Origin of the sequence: Mesorhizobium sp. M1217 (assembly GCF_040318275.1) — a bacterium.
Lineage (GTDB): Bacteria > Pseudomonadota > Alphaproteobacteria > Rhizobiales > Rhizobiaceae > Mesorhizobium.
The window spans coordinates 219,737-244,307 of record NZ_JAMYMA010000008.1 but is presented as its reverse complement, the minus strand read 5'-3'; the positions used below and the strand labels follow the sequence as shown (position 1 = coordinate 244,307).

The following is a 24,571-nucleotide window of genomic DNA, read 5'->3' as shown; positions in this document are numbered from 1 at the left end:
TTTCGCGCCCTTCCTCTACCCCGTCGATCGGGGGAGAGGTGTCGAGCGAAGCTCGACGGAGTGGGGGTCGACTACTCATCAGATGATCAGAAATCGGTCGGGGCGCCGCCTTCGGCCCGGCGCTTGTCGACGAAAGCATTGAGCTCCTCGCGGATCGCCGGGTCCATATAAGGCTCTTCATAGGAGGCCAGCCGCTCCTTCCAGACGCGATTGGCTTTTTCGAGCGCGGTCGGTGACCCAGCCTCCGCCCAACTCTCGAAATTGCGCCAGTCCGAAATGATCGGCGCATAGAAGGCGGTCTTGTAGCGGTCCTGCGTGTGCTGGGTGCCGAAGAAATGGCCGCCGGGGCCGACCGACTGGATGGCGTCGAAACCGAGCGCCTCGTCGGAAAGATCGAGCGGCGTCAGGAACTCGGCGACCATCTGCAACAGGTCTATGTCGAGGATGGTCTTCTCATAGGAGCAGCGCAGGCCGCCTTCGAGCCAGCCGGCGGCATGCATCATCAGATTACCGCCGCCCTGGATGGCACCCCACAGCGAGAACACGCTTTCATAGGCGGCTTGCGCGTCGACGGTGTTGGCGGCGCAGGTGTTGGAGGTGCGGTAGGGGATGTTGTAGCGGCGGGCGAGCTGGCCGCCGACCAGCTGCGCCTTCATATATTCCGGCGTGCCGAAGGCCGGCGCGCCGGACTTCATGTCGACATTCGAGGTGAAGCCGCCGTAGCCGACAGGCGCGCCCTTGCGCACCATCTGTGCGAAGGCGATGCCGGACAGCGCCTCGGCATTCTGTTGCACCAGCGCGCCGGCAATCGTCACCGGCGCCATGGCGCCCGACAGGGTGAACGGCGTCACGATGACCACCTGGCCCTTGCTCGACATCTGGATGATGCCTTCCATCATCGGCACGTCGAGCTTGAGCGGCGAATTGGTGTTGATGATGGTGAACACCGACGGCTCCGCAAGCAACTGCTCGTGGCTGATGCCACGTGCGATTCTGGTGATCTCGATGCCGTCGACGTTGCGCTCTTTGCCGAGCGAATAGATGTGGAACATCTTGTCGGTCAGCGTGGCGAGGTCACGGATGCATTCGAGGTGTCGCACGGACGGATGGATGTCGATCGGCTCGACCGGATAACCGCCCGTGCAATTCAATATGTTGTGCATCTGCGCAAGCTTGAGAAAGTTGCGGTAGTCCTGCTGGTTGCCCGGCCGGCGGCCGCGGTCGACGTCGGAGCAATTGGGTGCCGACGCCATCATCGAGATGATCAGATTATCGCCACCGAAGCGCACATTATGCGCCGGGTTGCGGGCGTGGATGGTGAATTCCGGCGGGCAGTGCGCAACCAGTTCCAGGATCATGTCGCTGTCGAAGCGCACCCGCTCGCTGCCTTCGCGGACATCGGCGCCATGCGCCTTCATGATGCGCCGGGCTTCGTCATGCAGCACGTCGACGCCGATTTCCCGCAGCACCCGCAGAGAGGCGAGGTGGATGGATTCCAGCTCGTCGTCGGAAACCAGCCGGGTCGGCGTCAGCGGGTTCTTCAACTGGCGAAACGGCGGCTGCTCGAACACCGCCGATCCGCCGGCACGCTTCCCCGCGCGGCCGCCGCGACGGGCGCGGTCGTTTGCCAGTGCCGGTTCGGCGGGCTGAAGGGCGGCGGTCATGATAGTCCTCGTACGCTGCGGCAATGCGGCGGCATAATGGACTGCCGGCCGTCCGGCCATTGCGGAGGCGGCGACCACTAGGACGAGGGAAGCGACATGCCCTGGGGGCAGCCGGCGGGATCGTCAGCCTCTTGATCGCGTTCCGGCTGGCGCAAGCGGTTTTCGGTGCCGGTGCTTACTGCGACGGAACCGAAACGCTAATCCTGCATCATGGACCGGGCGGAACAGAACAGCGGCGAGGCAGTGCAATGGGCGGCGATCACCGGCGTGATCGCGACTGTCTCGGTGTTCGCCATTGCGCAAGGGCTGAGCTACCCGCTGTTGAGCTTCATCCTGCAGCGCCAGGGCGTCTCGCCGGCCATGATCGGCCTGTCGGCGGCAATGACGCCGATCGGCTTCATCGTCTCCTCGCCGTTGGTTCCAGCGCTGGCGCGCCGTTTCGGGGCCGGGCGCACCGCGCTTACTTGCGCGGCACTTTCCGCGCTGGTGCTGGCGCTGATCGGCTGGACGCAAAATGTCTATCTGTGGTTTCCGCTGCGCTTTTTGATCGGTGGGGTCACCAACCCGCTCTACGTGCTGAGCGAAGTCTGGGTGATTGCACTGGCGCCGCCAGCACGCCGCGGCCGCGTCATGGGCATCTATTCGACGATCATTTCGGCGGGCTTTGCGGCGGGGCCGCTGTGCCTGCTTGCGGTCGGCACCGTGGGATGGCCGCCGTTTCTGGTCGGCATCGGCGCATTCCTGTTTTGCGGCGCCTGCCTTGCCTCGGTGCTGGCACGGCTGCCGAGGGTCGACGAGAGCGGGCACCGGGTTTCGGTGCTGGGATTCGTGCCGCAGGCGTGGCTGCTGTTGTCGGCGGTCGTGGTGGCCGCCGGTTTCGAACAGGCAGTGCTCGCCTTGCTGCCGGTCTACGGAACGCATTACGGCATCGCCGAAGCGCGCATGTCGGCGCTGCTGTCGGTGATGATCGCCGGCAACATCGCTATGCAGGTGCCGCTCGGCCTGTTGGCGGAACGACTGACGGCGCGGCTGGTGCGGTTCATCTGTGTGGCGGTGACGGTGCTCGGATGCGTGCTGTTGCCGGTTCTCATCGAGACGCCGCTCATATGGCCATGCGTCTTCATCTGGGGTGCGGTTTCCTACGGCATCTACACGATGTCGATCATCGAGCTCGGCGAGCGGTTCACCGGCTCGGCGCTGGTCGCCGGCAACGCCGCCTTTTCGCTGATGTGGGGCGTCGGCGGCATCGCCGTGCCGCCGCTGGCGGGCGGCGCCATGGATGTTGTTGGCGCAGGCGGCCTGCCGCTCACGCTTGGCGCCATTTGCCTGGCGCTGGGGCTTGTAACGGTCATTCGAAGGCGGATGGTGTGAATGCCTGAAGTCGCCGTTCTGACGCAATGACTTGAATATTAGCGGCCCCGTGTCGATCTTGGCGATGCCGACGCCCGACTCAACCGGAGACCTCATGACCAAATTGAACAGCCAGGCCCAACCGGATCCGGCGGCCGAAGATCCCTTCCTCTGGCTGGAGGGCAGGACTGACCAGCGAGCGCTCGACTGGGTTCATCGCCAGAATGAAATCACTGTCGCCGAATTGCAGGGTGACCCGTCCTACCAGGCAACGTTCCAGACCGCGCTCGACCTGATGACGGCCGAGGATAACATCGCCGTCGGGGCCGCTATCAACGGCCATGTCTATAATTTCTGGCAGGACCGCACGAACGTACTCGGCCTCTGGCGGCGCACCACCGTCGCGTCCTACAAGACCGACAAGCCGGATTGGCAGACGATCATTGACTTCGACAGTCTGGCGGCGGAAGAGGGGGTGAAATGGGTGTTCAGCGGCGCCAGCCGGCTTTACCCCGATTTCAGCCGCTGCCTGCTCAGCCTGTCGCCGGATGGCGGCGATGCCAGCGAGATGCGCGAATTCGATATCGAAAGCAGGTCCTTCGTCGAGGGTGGCTTTCGTGCTCCCGCCTCGAAATCGAACTTCAGCTGGCTGGACGAGGACACGGTCATCGTTTCCGCCGCCTTCGAGGAGGACGACAAGACCCAGTCCGGCTATCCGCGCGTGGTCAAGCTCTGGCGGCGCGGCACGCCACTGGAAGCGGCGATGCCGACCTTCGAGGCGCTGAAGCAGGATCTCGCCGCCGGCGGATCCGTCGAATTCGACGGTGACAGGCGCCACGTCTTCCTGGCCCGGACGCTCGACTTCTTCGCCTCGCACAGTTTCCTGCGGCTGCCTTCTGGCGAGAACCGGCGCATCCCGTTGCCGGACGACGTCACCGATACGGCGCTGTTCAAGGGCCAGCTTGTCTTCGGCGTGCGTACCCCGTGGACGGCGCCGGACGGCACGCTGTGCAAGCCCGACGGGCTCTATTCACTCGATTTCGAGCGCTGGATCGAAACCGGTCTGTTCGGATCCATCGATATCGTGCTCGAGCCGGCGCACCGTGTCTCGATCGCCGGCATCGCCCGCACGCAGGCCCGGCTGTTCATCAATTTGATGGACAATGTGCGCGGCAAGGTCATCGCCGGCGAGCGCAGCGACAGCGGCTGGGAGTTCAAGCCCGTTGCATTGCCCGAAAACGGCAATGTCGGCATCAGCCATGCCGAGCATTTCGGCTCCAGCGTCTCCTTCTCCTTCACCGATTTCCTGACGCCGAGCTCGATCATCTGGTCGGACGATAATGCCGCGGCGCTGGCAACGGTGAAGTCGCAGCCGGCGCGCTTCGATGCGTCGTCCCTGGTCTCCGAACAGTTCGAGGCGCGCTCGAAGGACGGCACGATGATCCCGTACTTCGTCGTCAGGCGGCGCGACCAGGACGGGCCGGTGCCGACATTGCTTTACGGCTATGGCGGCTTCGAAGTGCCGCTGCTGCCCGGCTATGCCGGCGTGCGCGGCAGGCTGTGGCTGGAGAAGGGCAATGCCTATGTGCAGGCCAACATCCGCGGCGGCGGCGAGTTCGGCCCGAACTGGCACCAGGCGGCGCTCAAGGCCAATCGCCAGAATGCATTCGACGATTTCGCAGCGGTGGCGCAAGATCTGGTCAAACGCGGCATCGCCACACCGGCCACGCTGGGCATCCAGGGCGGTTCGAACGGGGGCTTGCTGACTGGCGTCTCGCTGACGCAACGCCCGGAATTGTTCGGCGCGGTGATCATCGACGTGCCGCTGCTCGACATGCTGCGTTACACCGAGCTGCCGCCCGGCGCGTCATGGATGGCCGAGTATGGCGATCCGGCGAAGCCGGAAGAGGCAGCTTGGCTCGCCTCCTATTCGCCCTACCAGCATGTAGACACGGATGCAGCCTATCCGCCGGTACTGCTGACGACCTCGACTGCCGACGACCGCGTCCATCCCGGCCATGCCCGCAAGATGGCGGCGCGGCTGCAGGCGGCGGGCCATGGCAAGACGCTGTTCTTCGAAGAGACCGAGGGCGGGCATGGCGGGCGCGGCGATCGGCGGCCGCAGGCCGCACAGGCGGCGATGAAGTACGTCTTCCTGCAGCGGGCCCTGACTGGCACCAATTGACCGACATCGCTTGACCGGTACGGCTTGAACTGAGGGCTGGAGGCAGCCTAAGGTACATGCATGGCTCGGCTGGCGAAATCGGGGTGCGCATTTGGGGTGGCGGTGACGCCGTCGCCGCGCACGCTTCGCGCCGAGCTGTTGCGGCTGTGCGCCCGTATCGGCTATTCGCCGCCCGCTGTCCTCTAACGAATCCGCCCCGGCGCGAAAGCTGCCGGATTGGTTCAAGAGGAAAGACCAGACATGACCTACCAGAATTATTCGCTGAAGCAGCTTCAGCAGATCGATGCCGCGCATCACCTTCATCCGTTCACCGACCACAAGGAGATGCGCGAGACCGGCTCGCGCATCATCACTCACGCCAACGGTCCGTTCATCTACGATGCCGAAGGGACGGAAATCCTCGACGGCATGGCCGGGCTATGGTGCGTCAATGTCGGCTACGGCCGCGACGAGCTTGCCGACGCCGCCTACGCCCAGATGAAGGAATTGCCCTACTACAACTCCTTCTTCAAATGCTCGACGCCGACGCCGGTTCTGCTGTCGAAAAAGCTGGCGGAGATCGCGCCAAGGCACATCAACCAGGTGTTCTACGGCTCATCCGGTTCGGAGGCCAACGACACGGCGCTGCGCCTCGTCCGCCACTATTGGGTGCTGGAAGGCAGCCCCGAGAAGAACCGCATCATCTCGCGCAAGATGGGCTACCACGGCTCGACCATAGCCGGTGCCTCGCTCGGCGGCATGGATTTGATGCACAACCAGCTCGGCGGCGCCGTGCCCAACATCGTCCATGTGATGATGCCCTATGCCTATGAGTTGGCACTGCCCGGCGAAAGCGACCATGATTTCGGCCTGCGCGCGGCAAAAGCGGTCGAGGACGCGATCCTCGAAGCTGGCGCCGACAAGGTCGCCGCCTTCATCGGCGAGCCGGTGATGGGGGCAGGCGGGGTGAAGATCCCGCCGATGAGCTATTGGCCGGAAGTGCAGCGCATTTGCCGCAAATACGATGTACTGCTGATGCTGGACGAGGTTATCACCGGCTATGGCCGCACCGGCGAATGGTTCGCCGCACAAGCCTTCGACGTCGAGCCCGACACCATCACCACGGCCAAGGCGCTGACCTCCGGCTATCAGCCGCTGTCGGCGCTGCTTGTCGGCGACCGCATCGCGGCGACGCTGGTCGAAAAGGGCGGCGAATTCTATCACGGCTACACCTATGCCGGGCATCCGGTGGCCTGCGCGGTGGCGCTGAAGAACCTCGAGATCATCGAGCGCGAGGGCCTGATCGAGCGCGTCAGGAACGACACCGGGCCTTACTTCGCCAAGGCGCTGCAGGAACGTTTCGGTGGGCATGATCTGGTTGGCGAGGTGCGCTCGTTCGGGCTGATGGGGGCGATCGAGATCGTCAAGGACAAGGTGACCAAGGAGCGCTTCCTGCCGGCCGGCAGCGCGGCGGTGATGGTTCGCGACCACGCCCTTGCCCAAGGCATGATGCTGCGCGCCACCGGCGACACGATGATCCTGTCGCCGCCGCTGATCTGGACGCGCGAGACGATCGACATGGCCTGCGACCGCATCGCCAGGGCGCTCGACCTGGCCGAAGCAGATTTGCGCAAGCGGTAAGATGGAACGATCGCCGGGCGTCCGGTAATCGGGCGCCCGGAGTTTGAATGCCGCTTTATGGCGAAGAGTTCGCCAGGCGAGGCTGTTGGCAGTATCGACGACCACGCGTGATCACTGGCCCGCCTTGACACCGATGACGTGCCCCTTCGCGTCAGTGACCAACATCCCTTTCGATTGGTCCAAGATCACAACAATGTTGCCGAAAGGATCGCGGACACGGGCGCACCGCCCGACCGCGATCTCGAATAGCGGTTGCACAGCCTCACCGCCGGCGGCCAAGAATTCCTCAAACGCGTCGTCCACGTTATCGACCAGGATGTCGGTCTCGGGACCGATATGAAGATGGACAACCAGCTCCGCATCGGTTTCAGGCAGCGCAAAGCCGGCGGCTTCATCGTCCCGCCAAACGAGCGCATGACCGAGACGATCCCCATAGAACGATACGGCTGCATCGAGGTCGCTCACCCGCAATAGATGATTATCGAGCTTGCGGAATAATGGTCTTTTTCGAGGCTCGTGCGCCATTGCGGGACCTCAATATGTGAAGAGATTCGTGCGGCCGTATAGCCTCTAATGAAATAGTCTTCGCGACTATGTCTGCAACTGGGTTGCCTTCAAGCTTTCGAGCCCGCTCGGTGGAAATGGTAGCGAGCCGAAATTCATGTGGGGGTCGTGAGCGGAAATTCAAACTGAGACAGCACCGAAGGGCCGCATCAGCGACGCGGCAATCGGAATAGAGCTCCGACGACATGGCGAAAACGCAAAAACCGCGCTCCATCGGAACGCGGCTTTGCCAGATACGCATGGTGCTTCGCCAACAATACACTTGCGAAACTTACGGCGAAACTTACGGGCTCCGGTACGCGAGACCTGATCCGGAGCGCCGGGCGGATGTCCGCCTCGCAATCCGTTTTAAACGCACATCGTTACTGCAGGGTTAGCAAGAGCTTAAGCAAACCTAAATTTGCAGACTTTCCGCTTTGGGCAGATCGAAAACTATGAAATTTGACCTTACGCAGGGTCACCGCGCAGGAAATTGATGATGCCGGAAAAATCCGCGCCGGCATTGCCTTGTGCGTTGAACAGCGCATAGAGCTGGGCTGCCTCGGCGCCGAGCGGCGTTGCCGCACCGACGCTCTGTGCGGCCTCCTGCGACAGTTTCAGGTCCTTCAGCATCAGTGCCGCTGCAAACCCGGGCTTATAGCCATTGTTGGCGGGCGATGTCGGCACAGGGCCGGGCACCGGGCAATAGGTGGTCAGCGACCAGCACTGGCCAGACGAGGTCGAGGCGACGTCGAACAGCGCCTGGTGCGACAGGCCGAGCTTTTCCGCCAGCACGAAGGCCTCGGCAACGCCGATCATCGAAATGCCCAAAATCATGTTGTTGCAGATCTTCGCGGCCTGCCCGGCGCCGTCGTCGCCGCAATGAACGATGCGGCCGGCCATTGGCTTGAGGATCGGTTCGGCCTTGGCGAAGGCGTCCTTCGAACCGCCGGCCATGAAGGTCAGCGTGCCGGCCGCCGCACCGCCCGTCCCGCCGGAGACCGGCGCGTCGATCATCAGCAATCCGTGCTTGGCCGCGGTGGCATGGGCCTTTCGCGCCGACTCGACGTCGATGGTCGAGGAATCGATGAACAACGCGCCTTTTTTCGCGTTGGCCGCGATGTCTGCGTAAACCGACAGTACATGCTTGCCGGCCGGCAGCATGGTGATGACCGCATCGGCATCCTTTACCGCCGCAACGGCATTGGCCATGATGACGACGCCGTGCTCCCTGGCGATGACGAGGTTTTCCGGCACCAGGTCGAAGCCGTGCACGGCATACCCGGCCTTGACCAGGTTGGCGGCCATCGGATTTCCCATATTGCCGAGGCCGATGAAGGCGATGGTGGTCATAATGGCACTCCGCGGTTTGGGTAAGGCAGGCAGTAGGCAGTAGGCAGTAGGCAGTAGGCGACCTATTCGGGCGCAAGTTTGCTAATAAGTTGGCGAAGCATTTTTCCGATGCCCTCGGTCGCTAACGGTACGTGATAAGCTTGGTCATGCGTGGCAAGGCCAATGCGTTCAGCGATCTCAAGGTGTGTCTCGAACTCCTTCAACGATCCTTGGGCTATCCTGAGAAATTGCTGATAGGAGCCTCTGTTGTCTCGACCATAACCTTCCGCGATGTTTGCAGGAATAGAAGTTGCTGAGCGGCGAATTTGGCTGGTCAACCCATACAATTCTTCTTTTGGCCATGCCTTGGTCAAGGAGTAGGTGGTGACGGCCAGATCCATCGCCTGCTGCCATACGATAAGATCCTTGTACGAATTGATCTTGCCGGTCATCTTCCTGCCTACTGCCTACTGCCTACTGCCTACTGCCTACTGCCTTACCGTACGATCAGCGCGCGAGCGATGATGACGCGCATGATCTCGTTGGTGCCTTCGAGGATCTGGTGGACGCGCAGATCCCGTACCAGCTTCTCGATGCCGTAATCGTGCAGATAGCCATAGCCGCCATGCAACTGCAGGGCGTCATTGGCGACGTTGAAGCCGGTGTCGGTGACGAAGCGCTTGGCCATTGCCGACCATTTTCCGGCATCCGGCGCCTTGCGGTCGAGCTTCGAGGCGGCGGTGTAGAGGAAGATGCGCGCTGCCTGCAGTTCGGTCTCCATGTCGGCGAGTTTGAACTGCAGCGCCTGGAATTGGTTGATCTTCGAGCCGAAGGCCTTGCGCTCGGCGGTGTAGGCGAGAGCCTTGTCGAGTGCCGATTGCGCGCCGCCGAGCGAACAGGCGGCGATGTTCAAGCGGCCGCCGTCGAGCCCGGCCATGGCGATGCCGAAGCCGGCGCCTTCTGCCGACAAAAGGTTTTCCGCCGGCACCTTGCAGTCCTCGAAGACGACCTGGCGGGTCGACTGCATGTGCCAGCCCATCTTGTGTTCGTTGGCGCCGAAGGAAAGGCCGGGCGCATCGTTCGACACGACGAAGGTGGAAATGCCTTTCGGCCCGTCGGCGCCGGTGCGCGCCATGACGACATAGAGGTCGCTGTCGCCGGCACCGGAGATGAACTGCTTGGCGCCGTTCAGCACATAGTCACTGCCGCTTTTGACCGCGCGCGTCTTCAGCGCCGCCGCATCCGAGCCCGAGCCCGGCTCGGTCAGGCAGTAGCTTGCCAGCCATTCCATCGAGGTCAGTTTGGGCAGGAAGCGCCGGCGCTGCTCGTCGCTGCCGAAGCGGTCGATCATCGATGCTGCCATGTTGTGGATCGAGATGAAGGCGGAAAACGCCGGATCGGCACGCGAAAGCGCCTCGAAGATCAGCACGGCGTCGAGCCGGCCGAGCCCCGAGCCGCCGACATCGTCGCGGACATAGATGCCGCCAAGGCCGAGCGGGCCGGTCTCGCGGATCACGTCGGCGGGGAAATATTTGTTGCGATCCCAGTCGAGTGCGTTCGGCGCCACACGATCGGCGGCGAAGGCCTCGGCCATCTCTTGGATGGCGCGCTGGTCCTCGTTGAGTTCGAACTGGCTGGTGCCCGCATCGACAGCGGCGTCCATGGCGTGCTCCCTGATGTTTCCGGCCTGCTGGCCTGTCGTTTTTGGCTTTGCGCGCCGTCCAATCTAGACCAATGATGCCGCCGCGCAACCCGACCGTCTGCGCAGCCGCTGTGTGCGAATGCGCTTTGGAGCAAAGTGTGACGACAAATTTCGACGAACTGCTTGGACGCTTCCATGCCTATCTCCAGACGTTCGATGATGCGCTGGTGCGCGACGCCGTGGCCCGAATCGGCTGGGACATGCCAAGCCGGCCGCTCGAACCGCATGCACTGCCTTGTCTCGTCCTGCTCGACCGTATCGTCGAACTCGCTCCCGCTGCGGCCAAGCCGCTGGCGCGGCTGGTTGCGCAGCGTCGCGGCGATCTGCGCTGGGGCCAGACCTATGGCGAAGCGGATTTCGGCAAGATTTTCATCGACAATTACGGCTGGCTGGAGGTATTCGGCACGCGCGGTCATTTCGTCAATGAAGAGGTCGCGGCCGGCCTGCTGATCCTTGGGCCCGACATCGTCTACCCCGATCACCACCATGTCGCGGAGGAGATCTACGTCCCGCTTACCGGCGGCACCGAATGGCGCATGGGCGATGGCGGTTTTCGCCTTCGAGCGGCGGGCGAGGTGATCCACCATGCCTCTGACGTTAGCCACGCCATGCGCACCGGCAAGGAGCCACTGATGGCGCTCTATCTCTGGCGCGGCGGCCCCCTGGCAGCCAAGTCGACGATCACCGGAACCGTTGCGCAGGGCAGGGGCTGATATGGCCAAGGCAATCATGCTGCAGGGCACGGGTTCGGATGTCGGCAAGACGGTGCTCGTCGCCGGTCTTTGCCGCGCGGCGAAGAACCGCGGCTTGAAAGTGCGGCCGTTCAAGCCGCAGAACATGTCGAACAATGCCGCCGTCGCCGATATTCCCGGCGATTCAAGCGGCGGTGAGATCGGCCGCGCGCAATGGCTGCAGGCGATCGCCTGCGGCGTGCCGCCGACCATCCACATGAATCCGGTGCTGCTCAAGCCGCAGACCGATGTCGGCGCTCAAGTTGTCGTGCAGGGCAAGGTGTTCGGCGAGGCGCGGGCGCGCGACTACCAGGCGCTGAAGGGCCGGTTGATGGATGCGGTGCTGGACTCCTGGGCGAAGGTCGGCGAGGGCGCCGATCTGGTCATTGTCGAGGGCGCCGGCTCGCCGGCCGAGATCAATCTCAGGAGCCGAGACATTGCCAATATGGGCTTTGCGACGCGCGCCGGCGTGCCGGTGATCCTGGTCGGCGATATCGATCGCGGCGGTGTCATCGCCTCGGTCGCTGGCACCCATCTGATCCTGCCGGAGGAGGACCGGCGTATGATCGTCGGCTACCTCATCAACAAGTTCCGTGGCGATGTCTCGCTGTTCGATGACGGCATCGAGGCGATCGAAAAATTCACTGGCTGGCGCTGTTTTGGCATCGTGCCGTGGCTGAAGGCGGCGGCGCGGCTGCCGTCGGAGGATTCCGTCGTGCTCGAACGGCTGGCGTCCGGCCAGAGGCGCGCGCTGAAGATCGCCGTGCCGGTGCTCTCGCGCATCGCCAATTTCGACGACCTCGACCCGCTCAAGGCCGAACCGCAGGTCGAGGTGGTGTTCGTGCCGCCTGGCCAACGCCTGCCGCAGGATGCAGGGCTGGTGGTCATTCCCGGCTCAAAGTCGACGATCGGCGATCTCGTGAAATTCCGCGAGAATGGCTGGGACCGCGACCTTGCCGCGCACAGGAAACGCGGTGGCCATATCGTCGGTATTTGCGGCGGCTTCCAGATGCTCGGCCATAGCGTGCGCGATCCCGACGGCATCGAGGGCAGCGTTACCGAGACGCAAGGCCTCGGCCTGCTCGACGTCGAAACGGTTATGGAGCCGGAAAAGACGGTGCGCAATGTCAGCGCGCGCTCGGTGCCGTTCGATCTGCCGCTCGAGGGCTACGAAATCCATCTCGGCCGCACCACCGGTCCCGACACGCTGCGGCCATCCGCCGTTATCAACGGCGTCGATGACGGCGCCATCTCCGCCGACGGCAAGGTGTCAGGCACCTACATGCACGGGCTGTTTTCCGCCGACGCCTTCCGGGCGAAATTCCTCGAAAGCCTCGGCGTCAAGGGCGGCGGCATCGACTACCGCGCCGAGGTCGAACGGGCACTGGACGAGATCGCAGCCGAACTGGAAACCCACCTCGACTGCGACGCGATTTTCGGGCTGGCGCGTTAGCTGGCGGCTTCGTCAGCCTTCGGCCAGTAGGTGCCGAACGACCAGACATTGCCTTCCGGATCGCGGCAGATGAATTCGCGGCTGCCATAGTCGCGGTCGGTGAGCTCTTCCAGAATCTCGGCGCCGGCGGTTTTTGCCCGAGCGTATGCCGCGTCGGCGTCAGCGACCGCGACATAGATCGACTTGCCGCCGCCCGAGCCGGGCGCGCCGACCATCTTTCCATAGGCATCGTCGCGGGCCGTGCCGAGCATGATGATCGAGGAGCCGAATGCGAGTTCGGCATGGTGCACCACGTCGCCTTCGCCATAGCGGGTGCGGACGCTGAAGCCGAAGGCCTCGCACAACCAGTCGATCATTTTGCCGGCATTTCTGTAGCGCAGCGCCGGGTAAAGCCGCGGTGCTTCGGTGGTGTTCGGCATGGCTGATCTCCTTCGCTGTGTTGGTCGATCAACCCAGTCTGGGCGAAGGCCGGTCGCGCGTCTTGAAGAAATGTTACCTCACGGCGACAGTCGTCGGCGTGACGCCTGCGAGGTCGCGAAACTCGCGCACCAGATGCGCCTGGTCGGCATAGCCGCAGTCGGCGGCGATGTCGGCCCAATCGCTGTTGGCCTTTCTCGACAGGCAAAGCGCGTGGTTGAAGCGGACGATGCGCGAGAGCGTCTTGGGTCCAACGCCGACCGCGTCCGAAAATTTTCCGGCGAGATGCTTGCGGCTCCAGCCAAGCTTCTCGGCCAGCGTCGAGATGCGGGTCCGACCACTCGTCGAGACGATCGTCTCATAGGCCCAGACAATTTCGGCTTGAGTGCCGTCTGTGGTTGCCAACCGGTCGGCGACGAAGGCCTCGGCGATGGCAAAGCGTGTGCTCCAATCCGGCGCATTGCCAAGCCTTTCGCGAAGCGCGATGCCTTCGACGCCGAGCACGTCATCCAGGCCGACCATGCGGTCGGTCAGTTCGCTCATCGGGCGGCCGAAGAAGCGACGAGCGCCGAGCGGGGTGAAATTGATCTGCACACAACAGGCGCCGCCGAAGGATTCGATCACCACCGGCCCGGCGTAAAGGCCGGCGGCAAAACTGGCGAAGCGGTCATTGTCGCCGGGGTCCCTGCCGAGCCCGATGGCAAAGGGTTCGGCAAAGCTGATGACCAGCGGCACGGTCAGCGAGGCATATTCGATGGCGCGGAAATGGCCTGGCATGGTTTCGCGAAAGCCGCATATGTCGGTGACGGCGCCCTGAAGCCGATGGCACGGAGCGCGCCGCACCATCTCGAACCGATCGAGCCCCGAGCTATCATGGCGGCTGCCGTCTTCGCTGTCGGCGGGCATGCACTTTCCTCCGCCACGCGACTTTAACAGACCATCAGTCGGAATCAAAAGCGCCCGGCTTTGGCCGGGCGCTCCGAGTTGCCTGAGATTCGAAGTTGTCTGGTCGTGTTAAGCGCCGCGCATCAGACAGCCGGCGGCCAGCACGATGTAAGCGATGACGACAATCCACGCGGTATTCAAAGGGATGAACGCAAGAACGCCAAGCGCGGCGAGAACGCCGATGATGGCGATGACAAGGGATATGATGAAAATAAGCTGGGTAGGCGCACTGAGATTCATGTCCGGTCCCTCCTCAACATGATTCGTACAGCCGCATAGTATCAGTCGCGCGGTCACACACCAATGAGCGCAGCGGGCTTGCCGGATTGGCCGGCAGTTTTATGGGAGTGGCCAGAACGGTGCCGCGAGTTCGATCACGAAGGGCAATCGCTTCAGACGAATGACAGTTTCCAAATTGTGGCGGAGACCACCAATTGTCGATGTCGCCGCCGCCCCTCATTGCCCTGCCGGGCATTTCTCCCCGTATAGTGACGGGGAGAAAGGGCTGGTCGCAACGTCGGCGCCTTTTCTTGCAGCGTCTGCGATTGGCGAAACCGGTGACGAGAGCGCCCTCTCCCCGTCACTAAACGGGGAGAGGATGCCGGCAGGCAGGTGAGGGGCAGCGCCAACGCCCTAAAGGGGTGAGGAGACGAATTCAAAACCTGAAGCGATTGCCCAGTTCCACCCTTCGCACCCCGTTTGCGCAAAGCCGATTCCGCGCTACCTTCCTGACGAATCGGAAGGGGCTGACGGCGATGGGATTGCTGGACCAGATACGCTCGATCTTCGACGGCGACCCCGGCGTGCGCAAGGTCGCGGACGATCCGGTGCTGTCGGCGGAATTGCTGATGCTGTTCCGCATGATCCTGGCCGACGGGTCGGTCAGCGAAAGCGAAATGACAGCCTTCAGGCGTATCTGCCGGGAAGCCTTCGGCATTCCCGAAACCAGCATCGACAGCGTTATCGAATATCTCAACGAGTTCGGCTACGAGACCAACGGCTCGCAAGCCATCGCTCAGTTTCGTGACCTCGACGTCGAGCGACGCAAGCTGCTCGCCCGCCACATGGCCGAGATCGCCAAGGCCGATTCGCAACTTGCCGGGAGCGAGATGCAGCTGTTGCGCCGCACCCTCGACCTGCTCGACATAAGCCCGGCCGATGTGGTGAAGCCGCAAGACTAATCCGCTCACCCCTGTTCCTGCAGCCGTTTCGCAATTGCCCGATGCAAATCGGGAGCGGCGGCGACCAACGCCTTGGCGGCTTCGGATTGCGGGTGGTCGAGCACTTCGCTCGTCCTGCCGCGCTCGACGATCTTGCCGTCATGCATGACCATCACTTCGTCGGTGATGGCGCGGGCGACGGTCAGATCATGGGTGATGAACAGATAGGCGATGCCGAGCTTCTGGTTGAGCTCGGCGAACAGATCGAGGATCTGGGCGCGGATCGAGACATCGAGCGCCGAGACCGGCTCGTCGGCGACGACCAGCTTCGGTCGCGTGATGATGGCGCGGGCGATCGACAGGCGCTGACGCTGGCCGCCCGAAAACTCGTGCGGATATTTGTCCATGTCTTTAGGCGACAGGCCGACCTCGTGCAGCGCATGCGCCACCATCTCGCGCCGCGCGGCGGGCGCCGGCTTCTTCTCCAGCACATGCAGCGGCTCGGCCACCAATCTCTCGACCTTCTGGCGTGGGTCGAACGAACCATACGGGTCCTGGAACACGACCTGCATGTCGCGCCGCGCCGGCTTCAGCTCCGCCTCGCTCTTGCCGGTGAGGGTTTCGCCACGGAAGCGGATCGTACCGGCCGTCGGCTTGTCCAGCGCCAGGACCATGCGGGCGAGCGTCGACTTGCCGCAGCCGGAGCGCCCCACGAGCGCCACCGACTGGCCGGGCGCCATCGAGAAGGAGACATCGTCGACGGCGCGGATGGGAGCTGCCGGTTTCAACAGCGATATGCGCCGTCCGGGATAGTCCCGCGTTACGTTCGCTACCTGAAGCAGCGGTTTGGCTGATCCGCTGTCATGCGTGCGGGCTCGCGCCGGCAAATGCATCGAGGCCTGCGCCAGTTGGCGCGTGTAGGGGTGAAGCTGTTCGGATAGCGTGCGGGCCGTGTCGCCGGCCTCCATCACCTCGCCATGGCGCAGGATGGTGATGCGGTCCGCCATCTCCGTCACCACGGCGAGGTCGTGCGAGATGAGCAGAAGACCCATGCGGTTTTCCGCTACGAGGTCGCGCAGAAGGTCGAGGATCTGCGCCTGCAGCACCACGTCGAGCGCGGTCGTCGGCTCGTCGGCAATCAGCAGCTTGGGTTTCAGCGCACAGGCAATGGCAATGACGACGCGTTGGCGCTGGCCGCCGGAGAGTTCGTGCGGATAACGCGACAGCGGGAATTGTGCTGCCGGCAGGCCGACCCGGTCGAGCATTTTTCGCGCCCGTTCCTCGGCGTCGGCGCGGCTTGCCCTGGTGTGCCAGCGAATACCCTCGGCGACCTGCTCGCCGATGGTCTTGACCGGATTGAGCGCCGTCATCGGCTCCTGGAACACCATGCCGATATCGTCGCCGCGCAGCGCGCACATCTGGTCCTCGCTGGCGGCAAGGATGTCGATGCCGTCGAAGGTGATGCGTCCGCTGGTGTGCGCCGCCCAGGGCAGAAGCTGCATGACGGTGAGCGCCGTCATCGACTTGCCGGAGCCGGATTCGCCAACGAGCCCCATCACTTCGCCCGGCGCGACGGAAAGTTCGATGTCTCTGAGGATACGGGTGCTGCCGATGGTCAGCGACAGCTTGTGGATTTCGAGCAGGCTCATCGCTGCCGCCGCGATTTCGGATCGAGAATGTCGGCAATGCCGTCGCCAAGCAGGTTCAGGCCAAGCACGGTGACGACGATCGCCATGCCCGGAAAGATCGCCATCCAGGGCGCCACCACCATGCGGGTCTGGGCGTCGAACAGCATGCGGCCCCAGCTCGGCATCGGCGGCTGGGTGCCCAGCCCGACATAGGAAAGCCCGGCTTCGGCCAATATGCCCAGCGCGAACTGGATGGTGCCTTGCACCAGCAGCAGCGTGGCGATGTTGGGCAGCACATGTTCGATGCTGATCAGCGTCCTGCTTTTGCCGGCGGCGCGGGCGGCGAGGATGAATTCGCGCGGCCAGATCGCCAGGGCGCCGGCCCGGGCGACGCGCGCGAACACCGGGATGTTGAAGATTCCGATGGCAATTATGGCGTTGAACGCGCCCGGCCCGAAGATGGCGGTCATCATGATTGCCGAAAGCAGCGCCGGGAAGGCAAAGACCAGGTCGTTCAGCCGCATCAGCACGTCGTCGGCGATGCCGCCGCGCGCCGCGGCAAAGGCGCCGAGCGGCACGCCGATGCCCATGCCGATGCCGACCGCCACCAGCGCCACGGCGATCGAGTTGCGGGCGCCGACCATGATCATCGACAGGATGTCGCGACCGAAATGGTCGGTGCCGAACCAGTGCGCCAGCGACGGCGCCTGGGTCTTGTCGGATATTACCAGCCTGGTGACATCGTAAGGCGTCCACAAGAAGGAGAGGATCGCGACCGCAGCCACCAGTGCGGTGATGACGAAGCCGGCAAGGAACGAACGGTTTCGAAACGCCTTGGCCAGGATGCCGGCAAGGTTCTCGTCGGGGATGTCGATGTGCAGCGTCATTGCCGGCCTCTCAGGCGCGGATCGACCACCGCATAGGAGAGATCGACAACGAAATTGACGACGATGACGGCGGCGACCAGCAGCATGACGACGCTCTCGACCACGATCAAGTCACGCTGGTTGATCGCCTGGAACACCAGCCGGCCGAGGCCGGGTAAGTAGAAGACGTTCTCGATGATGATGGTGCCGGCGAGCAGGAAGGCGAATTGCAGGCCTAGAATGGTGACCACCGGGAGCATGGCGTTGCGCAGTGCGTGCCGCCACAAGACAATACGATAGGGCAGGCCCTTGGCGCGGGCGGTGCGGATGTAGTCCTCGCTCAGCACTTCGATCAGCGCTGAACGGGTGACCCGGGCAAGGATCGCCGCCTGCGGCAGAGCGAGTGCGATTGCCGGCAGGAGCAGCGATTTCAGCGCCGGCCAGACGCCGGCGCTCCAGCCGGGAAAGCCGCCGCCAGGCACCAGCCGCAGCCAGACGGCGAAAAGATAGATCAGCATCAGCGCAAACCAGAAATTGGGCACGGCGACGCCAAGCTGGGCGGCGCCCATAGCGATCGTGTCGCCGGCCCGGCCGCTACGGCTGGCGGAAAACAGCCCGACCGGGATGGCAATGACGGTGGACAGCGCCAGCGCCATCAACGCTAGCGGCAGCGACACGACGAGGCGCTCGCGGACCAGATCGATGACCGGCACCGAATAGGTATAGGAACGGCCGAAATCGAGGCTCAGCAGCCCGCCGGCCCAATGCAGATAGCGCAGCACGACGGGAGCGTTGAGGCCCATCTGGTTGCGCAGCAATTCGATCTGGTCGGCGCTGGCGTTCAGGCCAAGCATCAGCCGTGCCGGGTCGCCGGGAATGATCTCCAGCACGGCAAAGACCACCATCGAGGCCAGAACCAGCGTGACGACGGCGATGGCGAGGCGCTTGAGGAGGTAGGCGGTCATGGACGTTGAGGAACCGCTGTGTTGCCGGACGCAAAAACCGGGCGAAGCTTGCGTTCCCGCCCACCCCCCTCTGTCCTGCCGGACATCTCCCCCTCAAGGGGGGAGATTGGCAGTTTCCACGCTGACACTGTCCTTGCAACGCTAGTGGTTAGCGAAAGCGGCGATGAGGGCTCGATCTCCCCCCTTGAGGGGGAGATGTCCGGCAGGACAGAGGGGGGTGTGACGGAGTGCAACTTTCGCCCTTCTGTCAGCGGCTCAATCCGTCCACTTCACCTTGGTCAGGTCGTTGGCCTGGATGGGGGCGTTTTCCCATAGGCCCTGCAGTTTGGCGTCCCAGACGCCGACCTTCGGCAATTCGTAGAGGAAGCCGACCACGGCGTCATCGGCCAGAACCTTCTGCGCCTCGCCGAGCAGCGTCATGCGCTTGGCCTCGTCGGAGGTAAGGTTCAGCTCGTCGATGATCTTGTCGAAGGCCGGATTGTCGTAGTTGAAGTAATAGTCCTTGCGCGAATAGATATCGATGTCGTTGGGCTCGGTGTGGGAAACGATGGTCAGGTCGTAATCCTTCTTGGTGAAGACCTGATCAAGCCACTGCGCCCATTCGACAGGGATGATCTCGAGGTCGATGCCGATTTCGCGAAGATCGGAGGCAATGATCTCGCCACCAAGCCGCGCATAGGAGGGCGGCGGCAGCTTCAGCGTCGCCTTGAAGCCATTCTCCAGGCCGGCTTCCTTCAGCAACTCCTTGGCCTTGTCCACATTGTGCGGATAGAGGCCGGTGAGGTCGACATAGGCCTTGCTGGCGGGCGACATGTGCGAGCCGATCGGCACGCCGAGGCCGGCCGAGGCGCCGTCGATGATCGCCTTGCGATCGAGCGCAAAGGAAATCGCCTGCCTGACCTGCAGCTTGTCGAAGGGCGGCTTCTTGTTGTTGATCGACAGGATGGTTTCGCCCTCGGTCGAGCCGATCACCACCTTGAAGCGCGGGTCGTCCTTGACCTGGGCGACACTGTCAGGATCGAAGAACGGAAAGGCCTGGATGTCGCCGGAAAGCAGCGCCGGAACGGCGGCGGCGGCGTCCGGAACGATGCGGAACTCGGCCTTGTCGAGGAACACCGGGGCGCCCCAGTAATTGTCCGACTTGACCAGCGTGATCGATGAGCCCTTGGCCCAGTTCTGGAACTTGAACGGGCCGGTGCCGATCGGTTTTTCCTTGTTGGTGTCGGCTGTCTCAGGCGCGACGATCACCGCGTCGCCCCAGCCCATATTGTAGAGGAACGAGCCTTGCGGGTTCTTCAGCGTGACCTTCACCGTCGCGGGATCGACGACCTCGACATTGCCGATGGCGGCGAACAGGCCCTTTTGCGCGTTGACGGAATTGTCGGCGCGGGCACGATCGAGCGAGAATTTCACGTCGTCGGCGTTGAAGTCGCTGCCGTCATGGAATTTCACGCCTGTATGCAGCTTGAAAGTGTAGACCTTGCCGTCGTCGGAAATGCTCCAGCCTTCGGCGAGATCGGGCAGCACTTCGCCGTTCGGTCCGATGCGGGTCAGGCCCTCGAAGACATTGGCGTAGAGCACTTCGTCGATCGCAGCCGCGGCACCCGCGGTCGGATCGAGATGCGGGGGTTCGAGCGGAATGCCGATGACCAGGTCGGTTCGCGCGGCCATCGCCGAGGTTCCGGCGGCCAACGCCAGCGCCGCTGCGGCCAGAATGGTTTTCCACAATTTCATCGTGCAACTCCCCATATGCTAAAACACGTGCTGAAACCCGGCGGATAGAAGCGTGAATTCGCTGCCGAGTAAATTGCGTTTCGTACGGTCCGCCGCCGCCGGGAGGAATGTTTTTCCGCCCATGGCCGGATCATTGCGGGCCGGCCCCCCTCAGCAGAACGCCGAGGCCGATTGCCATCACCTTTGCCGAGTCCAACATATCGGCAATGCCGACCCATTCGTCGGGTCGGTGGGCAAGGTCGAGAATGCCCGGCCCATAAGCGATGCAGTCATAGATGTGGCCGATGCGGGCGACGTGTTTCTGGTCGTAGGTGCCGGGCGAGATCACGTAATCCGGCTCGCGGTCGAATATCTCCATGATGCCTTGCGCGACCGCCTTCACCACCGGTGCGTCGCGCTCGGTCATCAGCGGCAGCACTTCCATCAGATCGCGGATTTCGTAATCGAATTTCTTGCGCTCGCGCTTCAGCCGCTCGAGGATATCGATCACTTCGCTTTTGACCGTGCCGAGATCCTCTTCGAGCAGGAAACGGCGGTCGATGGTCAGCCGGCAGGAATCAGGCACGTTGGGCGAGGGCAGGCCGGGCCGGAAATCCTCCGTCTGGCCGCCATGGATCGAGTTGATGTTCATGGTCGAGCGTTTTGCGCCTTCGGGCACGACCGGCATGCGCGTCATTTTGCGGTCGAGCGCCGGAAACAATTCGTCCTCGAAGGCCCGCAGCACGGCGCCCATATGGCGTACCGCATTGTCGCCGAGGAACGGCATCGAGCCGTGCGCGATCTCGCCTTTGGTCTCGATCTCCGCCCACCAGACGCCGCGATGGCCGAGGCAGATGCGGTCCTTGTTGAGCGGCTCGGGAATGATGACGTGGTCGACCTTCGGCCTGGAGAAATAGCCGAGCTTCGCCAGATGCGCGACGCCGCCAAAGCCGCCGGACTCCTCGTCGACCGTCCCCGAAATCTCGATGGCGCCGGGAAAATCGGGAAAGACCTCCATGAAGGCTTCAGCGGCGATGATCGAGGCGGCAAGCCCACCTTTCATGTCGCAGGCACCGCGGCCATAGACCTTGCCATCCCTGACGATGCCGGCGAACGGATCGAGGCTCCAGCCGTCGCCGGGCTCGACCACGTCGATATGCGAATTGAAGTGCACGCAAGCACCCGGCGCGCGGCCATCGAAGCGGGCGACGACGTTGACGCGCGGATAACGGTCAGTGTCGCCGGGCGTGCCTTCGGCACGGATGAATTCGATCTCAAAACCGCGCTTCTTCAGCCGCGCGCCGATAAATTCGGCACACGGCTGATAGGCTTCGCCGGGCGGGTTGATGGTCGGAAAGCGGATCAGATCCGCGGCCAGCGCAACCAGATCATCAGCTCGGTCATCGATCGCCTTGAGGAGCCGTTCGTTCGGTTCGTTCATTCGGCGAATTGAGCAGCGGATGAGGCGGTTTTGCAAGCCCGATGGCGAATTGCGAGGCGATTGCGTGTCGTTACGGCAACTATTGCGGGAAATCGTTCAAATTCGCTGCTTTGGATTGGTGAAATCGTCAGGGAGTAGGTGTTAGCTCGCTGGCTTGCCATCAAAATGCTGGAGAACAGCGTGAGGGCAGGCAGGCAAGGGGCATCAAAGGGGTTTGATCGCATGAAAAACACTGTTCTCATGGCAGCAGCATTGGTAGCGATGCTGTTCGGTTCGTCGTTCGAGGGCCGGGCGGCCAGCCTGGTCGCGAACATTGATATTTCCTCACAGACGATGACGGTAAGATACGGGCTTTCGTATTACCGGTGGAGCGTTTCCACCGCCCGCAAAGGCTACATCACGCCGCGCGGCAGCTATCGTCCGCAGCGGACGGCCAGGATGTGGTATTCGCGCAAATACGATATGTCGCCGATGCCCTATTCGGTGTTCTTCCGCGGCGGCTATGCCATCCACGGCACCGGTGCCGTCCGGCAATTGGGGCGCCCGGCATCGCATGGCTGTGTGCGCCTCCACCCCAGCAACGCCGCGGCCTTCTATTCGATGGTGCGCAAAGCCGGCTTCGGCAACACGCGGATCCTGGTGACGAATTAGGCCTGTCACTGGGCCCGAAAATAAAAAACCCGCCGGAGCGGCAGGTTCGTCGGCGCCAAGTAGCACCATACCGAAGTTAGTAGCATAGCTGCCGGCACAAAGCAAGAACAAAATACGTCAGTAGCGGAAAATGTTTGCTATGATTTCCGCTCAGGCGGCTTTGTCGCGCAATTTCAACGGCCGCCGCTTTCTGCGCTTGCTGATCTCCCAGCGCTTGTGGAACCACATCCACTGGCCAGGGTCTTCGCGCACCCAGCGCTCGACCACATCGTTGAGAAGCTGAGTGGTGGCGGGGACGTCGACATTGCCGCCTGCGGTGTGCGGCAAGGTGAGCTTGTCCTCGATTTCGAGCCGGAAACGATTGTTCGGCAAGCGCACGCAGCGCGCCGGGTAGACATCGCAATCGTAATGCCGGGCCAGCGTGCCTAGTACGCGGTTGCTCTCGCAGGGGCGGCCGAAGAATGTCGTCTCGAGCCCGCCCGTGAATTTCTGGTCGACCAGCACGCCGATATTGCCGCCGTTCTCCAGGATGGCCGCAAGCGCGAACGAGGCGCCGGTCGAAGACGGCAGCAGCGATCCCATGCTCGAGCGGCGGGTCGAGAGGATGTAGTCGGCGAGGTAAGGGTTGTTGGGCGGGCGAAACAGCGCCGTGATGTTCATGCCGAAGGTGGCAGCAGCCACCGGCAGCAGCTCGAAATTGCCGAGATGCCCGGTGAAGACGATATGCGGCTTGTCCTCGCCGGCGATGCGCACGAAATGCTCCACGCCCTTGACCTCGACACGGCCCGGCTTCGTCGCAGCAGGATCGTAGTCGAACAAAGCATCGAGGAAGATATATTCGGCCGCGAGGCGAGCCATGTTGCCCCACATGTCGGAGGCGATCGCCTCGATCTCTGTATCGCTCTTTTCCGGATAGGCCTTGCGCAGATTGTCGATCGCAACCTTGTGGCGCTGCACCCAAGGGCCGATGTGGCGGGCGGCGCTGTCGGCGAAATTGAGCGCCCTGTCGGGCGGCAGCAGGCGCAGCGCGGAGATGACGATCATCGCGACCCGCGCGACCAGCCAGTAGTTGAACCGTCGAAGCCGCCGGCCATGGCGGAATCCCAGGTCCCGGCTGATCTTCCTGAAAGTCTTGCCGACCATTCTCAGCCGACGCGCAGGATGATCTTGCCGAACACGTCGCGGCCTTCCATGCGCTTCAGCGCGGCATCGATGCCGTCGAAGCCGACCTCGGTGTCGATCACCGGCGCGACAAGACCCGCCGCCATCTTCTGCATGGCGTCGGCCATATTTTCCATGCGGCAGCCGAACGAGCCGAGCAGCTTCAGCTGCTGCTGGAACAACTGCATCAAATTGATTTGCGTCGACACACCGGAGGTCGAGCCGCAGGTGACCAGCCGTCCGCCGCGTTTCAGGCACAGCATCGAGGCGGCAAAGGTGTCGGCGCCGACATGCTCGAACACCACGTCGACGCCCTTCTTCTTCGTCAGCTTGCGCACGACGCCTTCGAAGCGGTCCTCGCGGTAATTGATGACGTGGTCGGCGCCGAGCGCCTTGGCCTTGTCGATCTTTTCGTTCGAGCCGACGGTGGTGATGACCGTGCAGCCCATCTTCTTGGCCAGCTGAATGGCGGCTGAGCCGATGCCGGAGCCGCCGGCATGGACGAGTATCGTCTCGCCGGGCTGCAGCCGGGCATTGTCGAACAGCATATGCTCGACCGTGCCGAAGGTAACCGGCGCCACCGCCGCGCCGATCTCGCTCACGCCGGGCGGCGCGGGGACCAGAAGGCGCGCCGGCAGGTTGATCTTTTCCTGCGCAAAGCCGTCGAGATGGAAGCCGTGCACGCCCGAAACATGCTCGCAGAGATTGTCGCGGCCTTCGCGGCAGGCGCGGCAAAGACCGCAGGTGCGGGCTCCATAGATCGACACCAATTGCCCGGGCACAAGGCTGGAAACGCCGGGGCCGACCGCCTCGACCTCGCCGGAAGCCTCGGCGCCGACGACCAGCGGCAGCTTGCGCTTGGCAAAAGCCATGCCGCGCCAGCCCCAGACGTCGATGTGGTTCAGCGCCACGGCCTTGATGCGCAGCGTCACCTCGCCGAGCGAAGGCGGCGGCGGTGGTGGCAGGTCCACCGTTTCAAGCCGGCGATCCTCGATAAGTTGCAATGCGCGCATGCCAGATCCCAGGTTGCGCATGACCCGAGAA

Annotated in this window: 22 protein-coding genes; 7 read left to right on the top strand and 15 right to left on the bottom strand. The window is 63.2% G+C overall.

All coding sequences use genetic code 11. From position 1 onward, the window contains the following. Positions 1-86: 86 nt before the first annotated feature. The gene (locus tag NKH37_RS16290) at positions 87-1,664 is read right to left on the bottom strand and encodes a trimethylamine methyltransferase family protein (RefSeq protein WP_353005439.1); all 1,578 of its coding nucleotides are present in this window, start codon (positions 1,662-1,664) and stop codon (positions 87-89) included. 210 nt (positions 1,665-1,874) lie between these two features. Here NKH37_RS16290 and NKH37_RS16285 point away from each other — a divergent pair, with 210 nt between their 5' ends. From NKH37_RS16285 to NKH37_RS16275, 3 genes are all read left to right on the top strand, one after another. Further along, on the top strand, positions 1,875-3,035 hold the full coding sequence (locus NKH37_RS16285) for an MFS transporter (RefSeq protein ID WP_352590175.1): 1,161 nt from the start codon (positions 1,875-1,877) through the stop codon (positions 3,033-3,035). A 94-nt stretch (positions 3,036-3,129) separates the two neighbouring features. Further along, positions 3,130-5,199 (top strand): prolyl oligopeptidase family serine peptidase, encoded by a 2,070-nt coding sequence (locus NKH37_RS16280; protein WP_353041226.1) that lies wholly within the window; start codon positions 3,130-3,132, stop codon positions 5,197-5,199. Positions 5,200-5,439: 240 nt separating this feature from the next. Beyond that, on the top strand, positions 5,440-6,819 hold the full coding sequence (locus NKH37_RS16275; RefSeq protein ID WP_352640475.1) for an aspartate aminotransferase family protein: 1,380 nt from the start codon (positions 5,440-5,442) through the stop codon (positions 6,817-6,819). Between the two features lie 111 nt (positions 6,820-6,930). Here the strand turns inward: NKH37_RS16275 and NKH37_RS16270 are convergent, their stop codons facing one another. The 4 genes from NKH37_RS16270 to NKH37_RS16255 form a co-directional block, all read right to left on the bottom strand. Further along, positions 6,931-7,344 carry a VOC family protein gene (locus NKH37_RS16270; protein WP_353005437.1) on the bottom strand — a complete coding sequence of 138 codons (414 nt, stop codon included), beginning with the start codon at positions 7,342-7,344 and terminating at the stop codon, positions 6,931-6,933. A 486-nt stretch (positions 7,345-7,830) separates the two neighbouring features. Next, entirely contained in the window at positions 7,831-8,715 is an 885-nt protein-coding gene (mmsB, locus tag NKH37_RS16265; protein WP_353005436.1) for a 3-hydroxyisobutyrate dehydrogenase, read from the bottom strand. 62 nt (positions 8,716-8,777) lie between these two features. Beyond that, on the bottom strand, positions 8,778-9,146 hold the full coding sequence (locus NKH37_RS16260; protein ID WP_353005435.1) for a four helix bundle protein: 369 nt from the start codon (positions 9,144-9,146) through the stop codon (positions 8,778-8,780). Between the two features lie 44 nt (positions 9,147-9,190). Next, positions 9,191-10,357, bottom strand: coding sequence for an isobutyryl-CoA dehydrogenase (locus NKH37_RS16255; RefSeq protein ID WP_352484186.1), 1,167 nt, complete (start codon positions 10,355-10,357; stop codon positions 9,191-9,193). A gap of 137 nt (positions 10,358-10,494) precedes the next feature. Here NKH37_RS16255 and NKH37_RS16250 point away from each other — a divergent pair, with 137 nt between their 5' ends. Continuing rightward, the gene (locus tag NKH37_RS16250) at positions 10,495-11,109 is read left to right on the top strand and encodes a dimethylsulfonioproprionate lyase family protein (protein WP_352484187.1); all 615 of its coding nucleotides are present in this window, start codon (positions 10,495-10,497) and stop codon (positions 11,107-11,109) included. Position 11,110: 1 nt separating this feature from the next. Continuing rightward, entirely contained in the window at positions 11,111-12,580 is a 1,470-nt protein-coding gene (locus NKH37_RS16245; RefSeq protein ID WP_353005434.1) for a cobyric acid synthase, read from the top strand. On the opposite strand, the gene NKH37_RS16240 is transcribed toward NKH37_RS16245, so the two are convergent. From NKH37_RS16240 to NKH37_RS16230, 3 genes are all read right to left on the bottom strand, one after another. Then, positions 12,577-12,999, bottom strand: a complete 423-nt coding sequence (locus tag NKH37_RS16240; protein ID WP_023719962.1) for a VOC family protein — start codon at positions 12,997-12,999, stop codon at positions 12,577-12,579. The genes NKH37_RS16245 and NKH37_RS16240 overlap by 4 nt on opposite strands. Positions 13,000-13,072: 73 nt before the next feature. After that, a complete protein-coding gene (locus NKH37_RS16235) occupies positions 13,073-13,903 on the bottom strand; it encodes a helix-turn-helix domain-containing protein (RefSeq protein WP_353005433.1) in 831 nt (276 codons plus the stop codon). A gap of 108 nt (positions 13,904-14,011) precedes the next feature. Beyond that, complete coding sequence (locus NKH37_RS16230; RefSeq protein WP_353041224.1) at positions 14,012-14,182, bottom strand: hypothetical protein; 171 nt, start codon at positions 14,180-14,182, stop codon at positions 14,012-14,014. Between the two features lie 515 nt (positions 14,183-14,697). Between NKH37_RS16230 and NKH37_RS16225 the strand changes: the two genes are divergently transcribed. Further along, a complete protein-coding gene (locus tag NKH37_RS16225) occupies positions 14,698-15,123 on the top strand; it encodes a TerB family tellurite resistance protein (RefSeq protein WP_352861908.1) in 426 nt (141 codons plus the stop codon). A 5-nt stretch (positions 15,124-15,128) separates the two neighbouring features. On the opposite strand, the gene NKH37_RS16220 is transcribed toward NKH37_RS16225, so the two are convergent. The 5 genes from NKH37_RS16220 to NKH37_RS16200 form a co-directional block, all read right to left on the bottom strand. Further along, positions 15,129-16,751, bottom strand: a complete 1,623-nt coding sequence (locus NKH37_RS16220) for an ABC transporter ATP-binding protein (protein WP_353005432.1) — start codon at positions 16,749-16,751, stop codon at positions 15,129-15,131. Continuing rightward, entirely contained in the window at positions 16,748-17,617 is an 870-nt protein-coding gene (locus NKH37_RS16215; protein WP_353005431.1) for an ABC transporter permease, read from the bottom strand. Before NKH37_RS16215 ends, NKH37_RS16220 begins: the two co-directional genes overlap by 4 nt. Further along, positions 17,614-18,561 (bottom strand): ABC transporter permease, encoded by a 948-nt coding sequence (locus NKH37_RS16210; protein ID WP_352961663.1) that lies wholly within the window; start codon positions 18,559-18,561, stop codon positions 17,614-17,616. The genes NKH37_RS16215 and NKH37_RS16210 overlap by 4 nt, the downstream gene beginning before the upstream one ends. Before the next feature lie 255 nt (positions 18,562-18,816). After that, a complete protein-coding gene (locus NKH37_RS16205; protein WP_353041222.1) occupies positions 18,817-20,295 on the bottom strand; it encodes an ABC transporter substrate-binding protein in 1,479 nt (492 codons plus the stop codon). Between the two features lie 130 nt (positions 20,296-20,425). Next, on the bottom strand, positions 20,426-21,715 hold the full coding sequence (locus NKH37_RS16200; RefSeq protein WP_352495967.1) for an acetylornithine deacetylase/succinyl-diaminopimelate desuccinylase family protein: 1,290 nt from the start codon (positions 21,713-21,715) through the stop codon (positions 20,426-20,428). Positions 21,716-21,937: 222 nt separating this feature from the next. Between NKH37_RS16200 and NKH37_RS16195 the strand changes: the two genes are divergently transcribed. Further along, complete coding sequence (locus NKH37_RS16195; protein ID WP_023719972.1) at positions 21,938-22,366, top strand: L,D-transpeptidase; 429 nt, start codon at positions 21,938-21,940, stop codon at positions 22,364-22,366. A gap of 150 nt (positions 22,367-22,516) precedes the next feature. Here NKH37_RS16195 and NKH37_RS16190 read toward each other — a convergent pair whose 3' ends face one another. Both NKH37_RS16190 and NKH37_RS16185 read right to left on the bottom strand, forming a co-directional pair. Then, on the bottom strand, positions 22,517-23,509 hold the full coding sequence (locus tag NKH37_RS16190) for a lipid A biosynthesis lauroyl acyltransferase (RefSeq protein WP_353005428.1): 993 nt from the start codon (positions 23,507-23,509) through the stop codon (positions 22,517-22,519). Positions 23,510-23,511: 2 nt separating this feature from the next. Continuing rightward, on the bottom strand, positions 23,512-24,540 hold the full coding sequence (locus tag NKH37_RS16185; RefSeq protein WP_352484196.1) for a zinc-binding dehydrogenase: 1,029 nt from the start codon (positions 24,538-24,540) through the stop codon (positions 23,512-23,514). Between the last annotated feature and the right edge of the window lie 31 nt (positions 24,541-24,571).

Coding starts and splice junctions, on each gene's coding strand:
- NKH37_RS16185 (WP_352484196.1), bottom strand. CDS start 24,540: ATGCGCGCATTGCAACTTATCGAGGATCGCCGGCTTGAAACGGTGGAC.
- NKH37_RS16245 (WP_353005434.1), top strand. CDS start 11,111: ATGGCCAAGGCAATCATGCTGCAGGGCACGGGTTCGGATGTCGGCAAG.
- NKH37_RS16285 (WP_352590175.1), top strand. CDS start 1,875: ATGGACCGGGCGGAACAGAACAGCGGCGAGGCAGTGCAATGGGCGGCG.
- NKH37_RS16220 (WP_353005432.1), bottom strand. CDS start 16,751: ATGAGCCTGCTCGAAATCCACAAGCTGTCGCTGACCATCGGCAGCACC.
- NKH37_RS16270 (WP_353005437.1), bottom strand. CDS start 7,344: ATGGCGCACGAGCCTCGAAAAAGACCATTATTCCGCAAGCTCGATAAT.
- mmsB (WP_353005436.1), bottom strand. CDS start 8,715: ATGACCACCATCGCCTTCATCGGCCTCGGCAATATGGGAAATCCGATG.
- NKH37_RS16200 (WP_352495967.1), bottom strand. CDS start 21,715: ATGAACGAACCGAACGAACGGCTCCTCAAGGCGATCGATGACCGAGCT.
- NKH37_RS16205 (WP_353041222.1), bottom strand. CDS start 20,295: ATGAAATTGTGGAAAACCATTCTGGCCGCAGCGGCGCTGGCGTTGGCC.
- NKH37_RS16230 (WP_353041224.1), bottom strand. CDS start 14,182: ATGAATCTCAGTGCGCCTACCCAGCTTATTTTCATCATATCCCTTGTC.
- NKH37_RS16235 (WP_353005433.1), bottom strand. CDS start 13,903: ATGCCCGCCGACAGCGAAGACGGCAGCCGCCATGATAGCTCGGGGCTC.
- NKH37_RS16275 (WP_352640475.1), top strand. CDS start 5,440: ATGACCTACCAGAATTATTCGCTGAAGCAGCTTCAGCAGATCGATGCC.
- NKH37_RS16190 (WP_353005428.1), bottom strand. CDS start 23,509: ATGGTCGGCAAGACTTTCAGGAAGATCAGCCGGGACCTGGGATTCCGC.
- NKH37_RS16195 (WP_023719972.1), top strand. CDS start 21,938: ATGAAAAACACTGTTCTCATGGCAGCAGCATTGGTAGCGATGCTGTTC.
- NKH37_RS16210 (WP_352961663.1), bottom strand. CDS start 18,561: ATGACCGCCTACCTCCTCAAGCGCCTCGCCATCGCCGTCGTCACGCTG.
- NKH37_RS16280 (WP_353041226.1), top strand. CDS start 3,130: ATGACCAAATTGAACAGCCAGGCCCAACCGGATCCGGCGGCCGAAGAT.
- NKH37_RS16225 (WP_352861908.1), top strand. CDS start 14,698: ATGGGATTGCTGGACCAGATACGCTCGATCTTCGACGGCGACCCCGGC.
- NKH37_RS16240 (WP_023719962.1), bottom strand. CDS start 12,999: ATGCCGAACACCACCGAAGCACCGCGGCTTTACCCGGCGCTGCGCTAC.
- NKH37_RS16215 (WP_353005431.1), bottom strand. CDS start 17,617: ATGACGCTGCACATCGACATCCCCGACGAGAACCTTGCCGGCATCCTG.
- NKH37_RS16260 (WP_353005435.1), bottom strand. CDS start 9,146: ATGACCGGCAAGATCAATTCGTACAAGGATCTTATCGTATGGCAGCAG.
- NKH37_RS16290 (WP_353005439.1), bottom strand. CDS start 1,664: ATGACCGCCGCCCTTCAGCCCGCCGAACCGGCACTGGCAAACGACCGC.
- NKH37_RS16255 (WP_352484186.1), bottom strand. CDS start 10,357: ATGGACGCCGCTGTCGATGCGGGCACCAGCCAGTTCGAACTCAACGAG.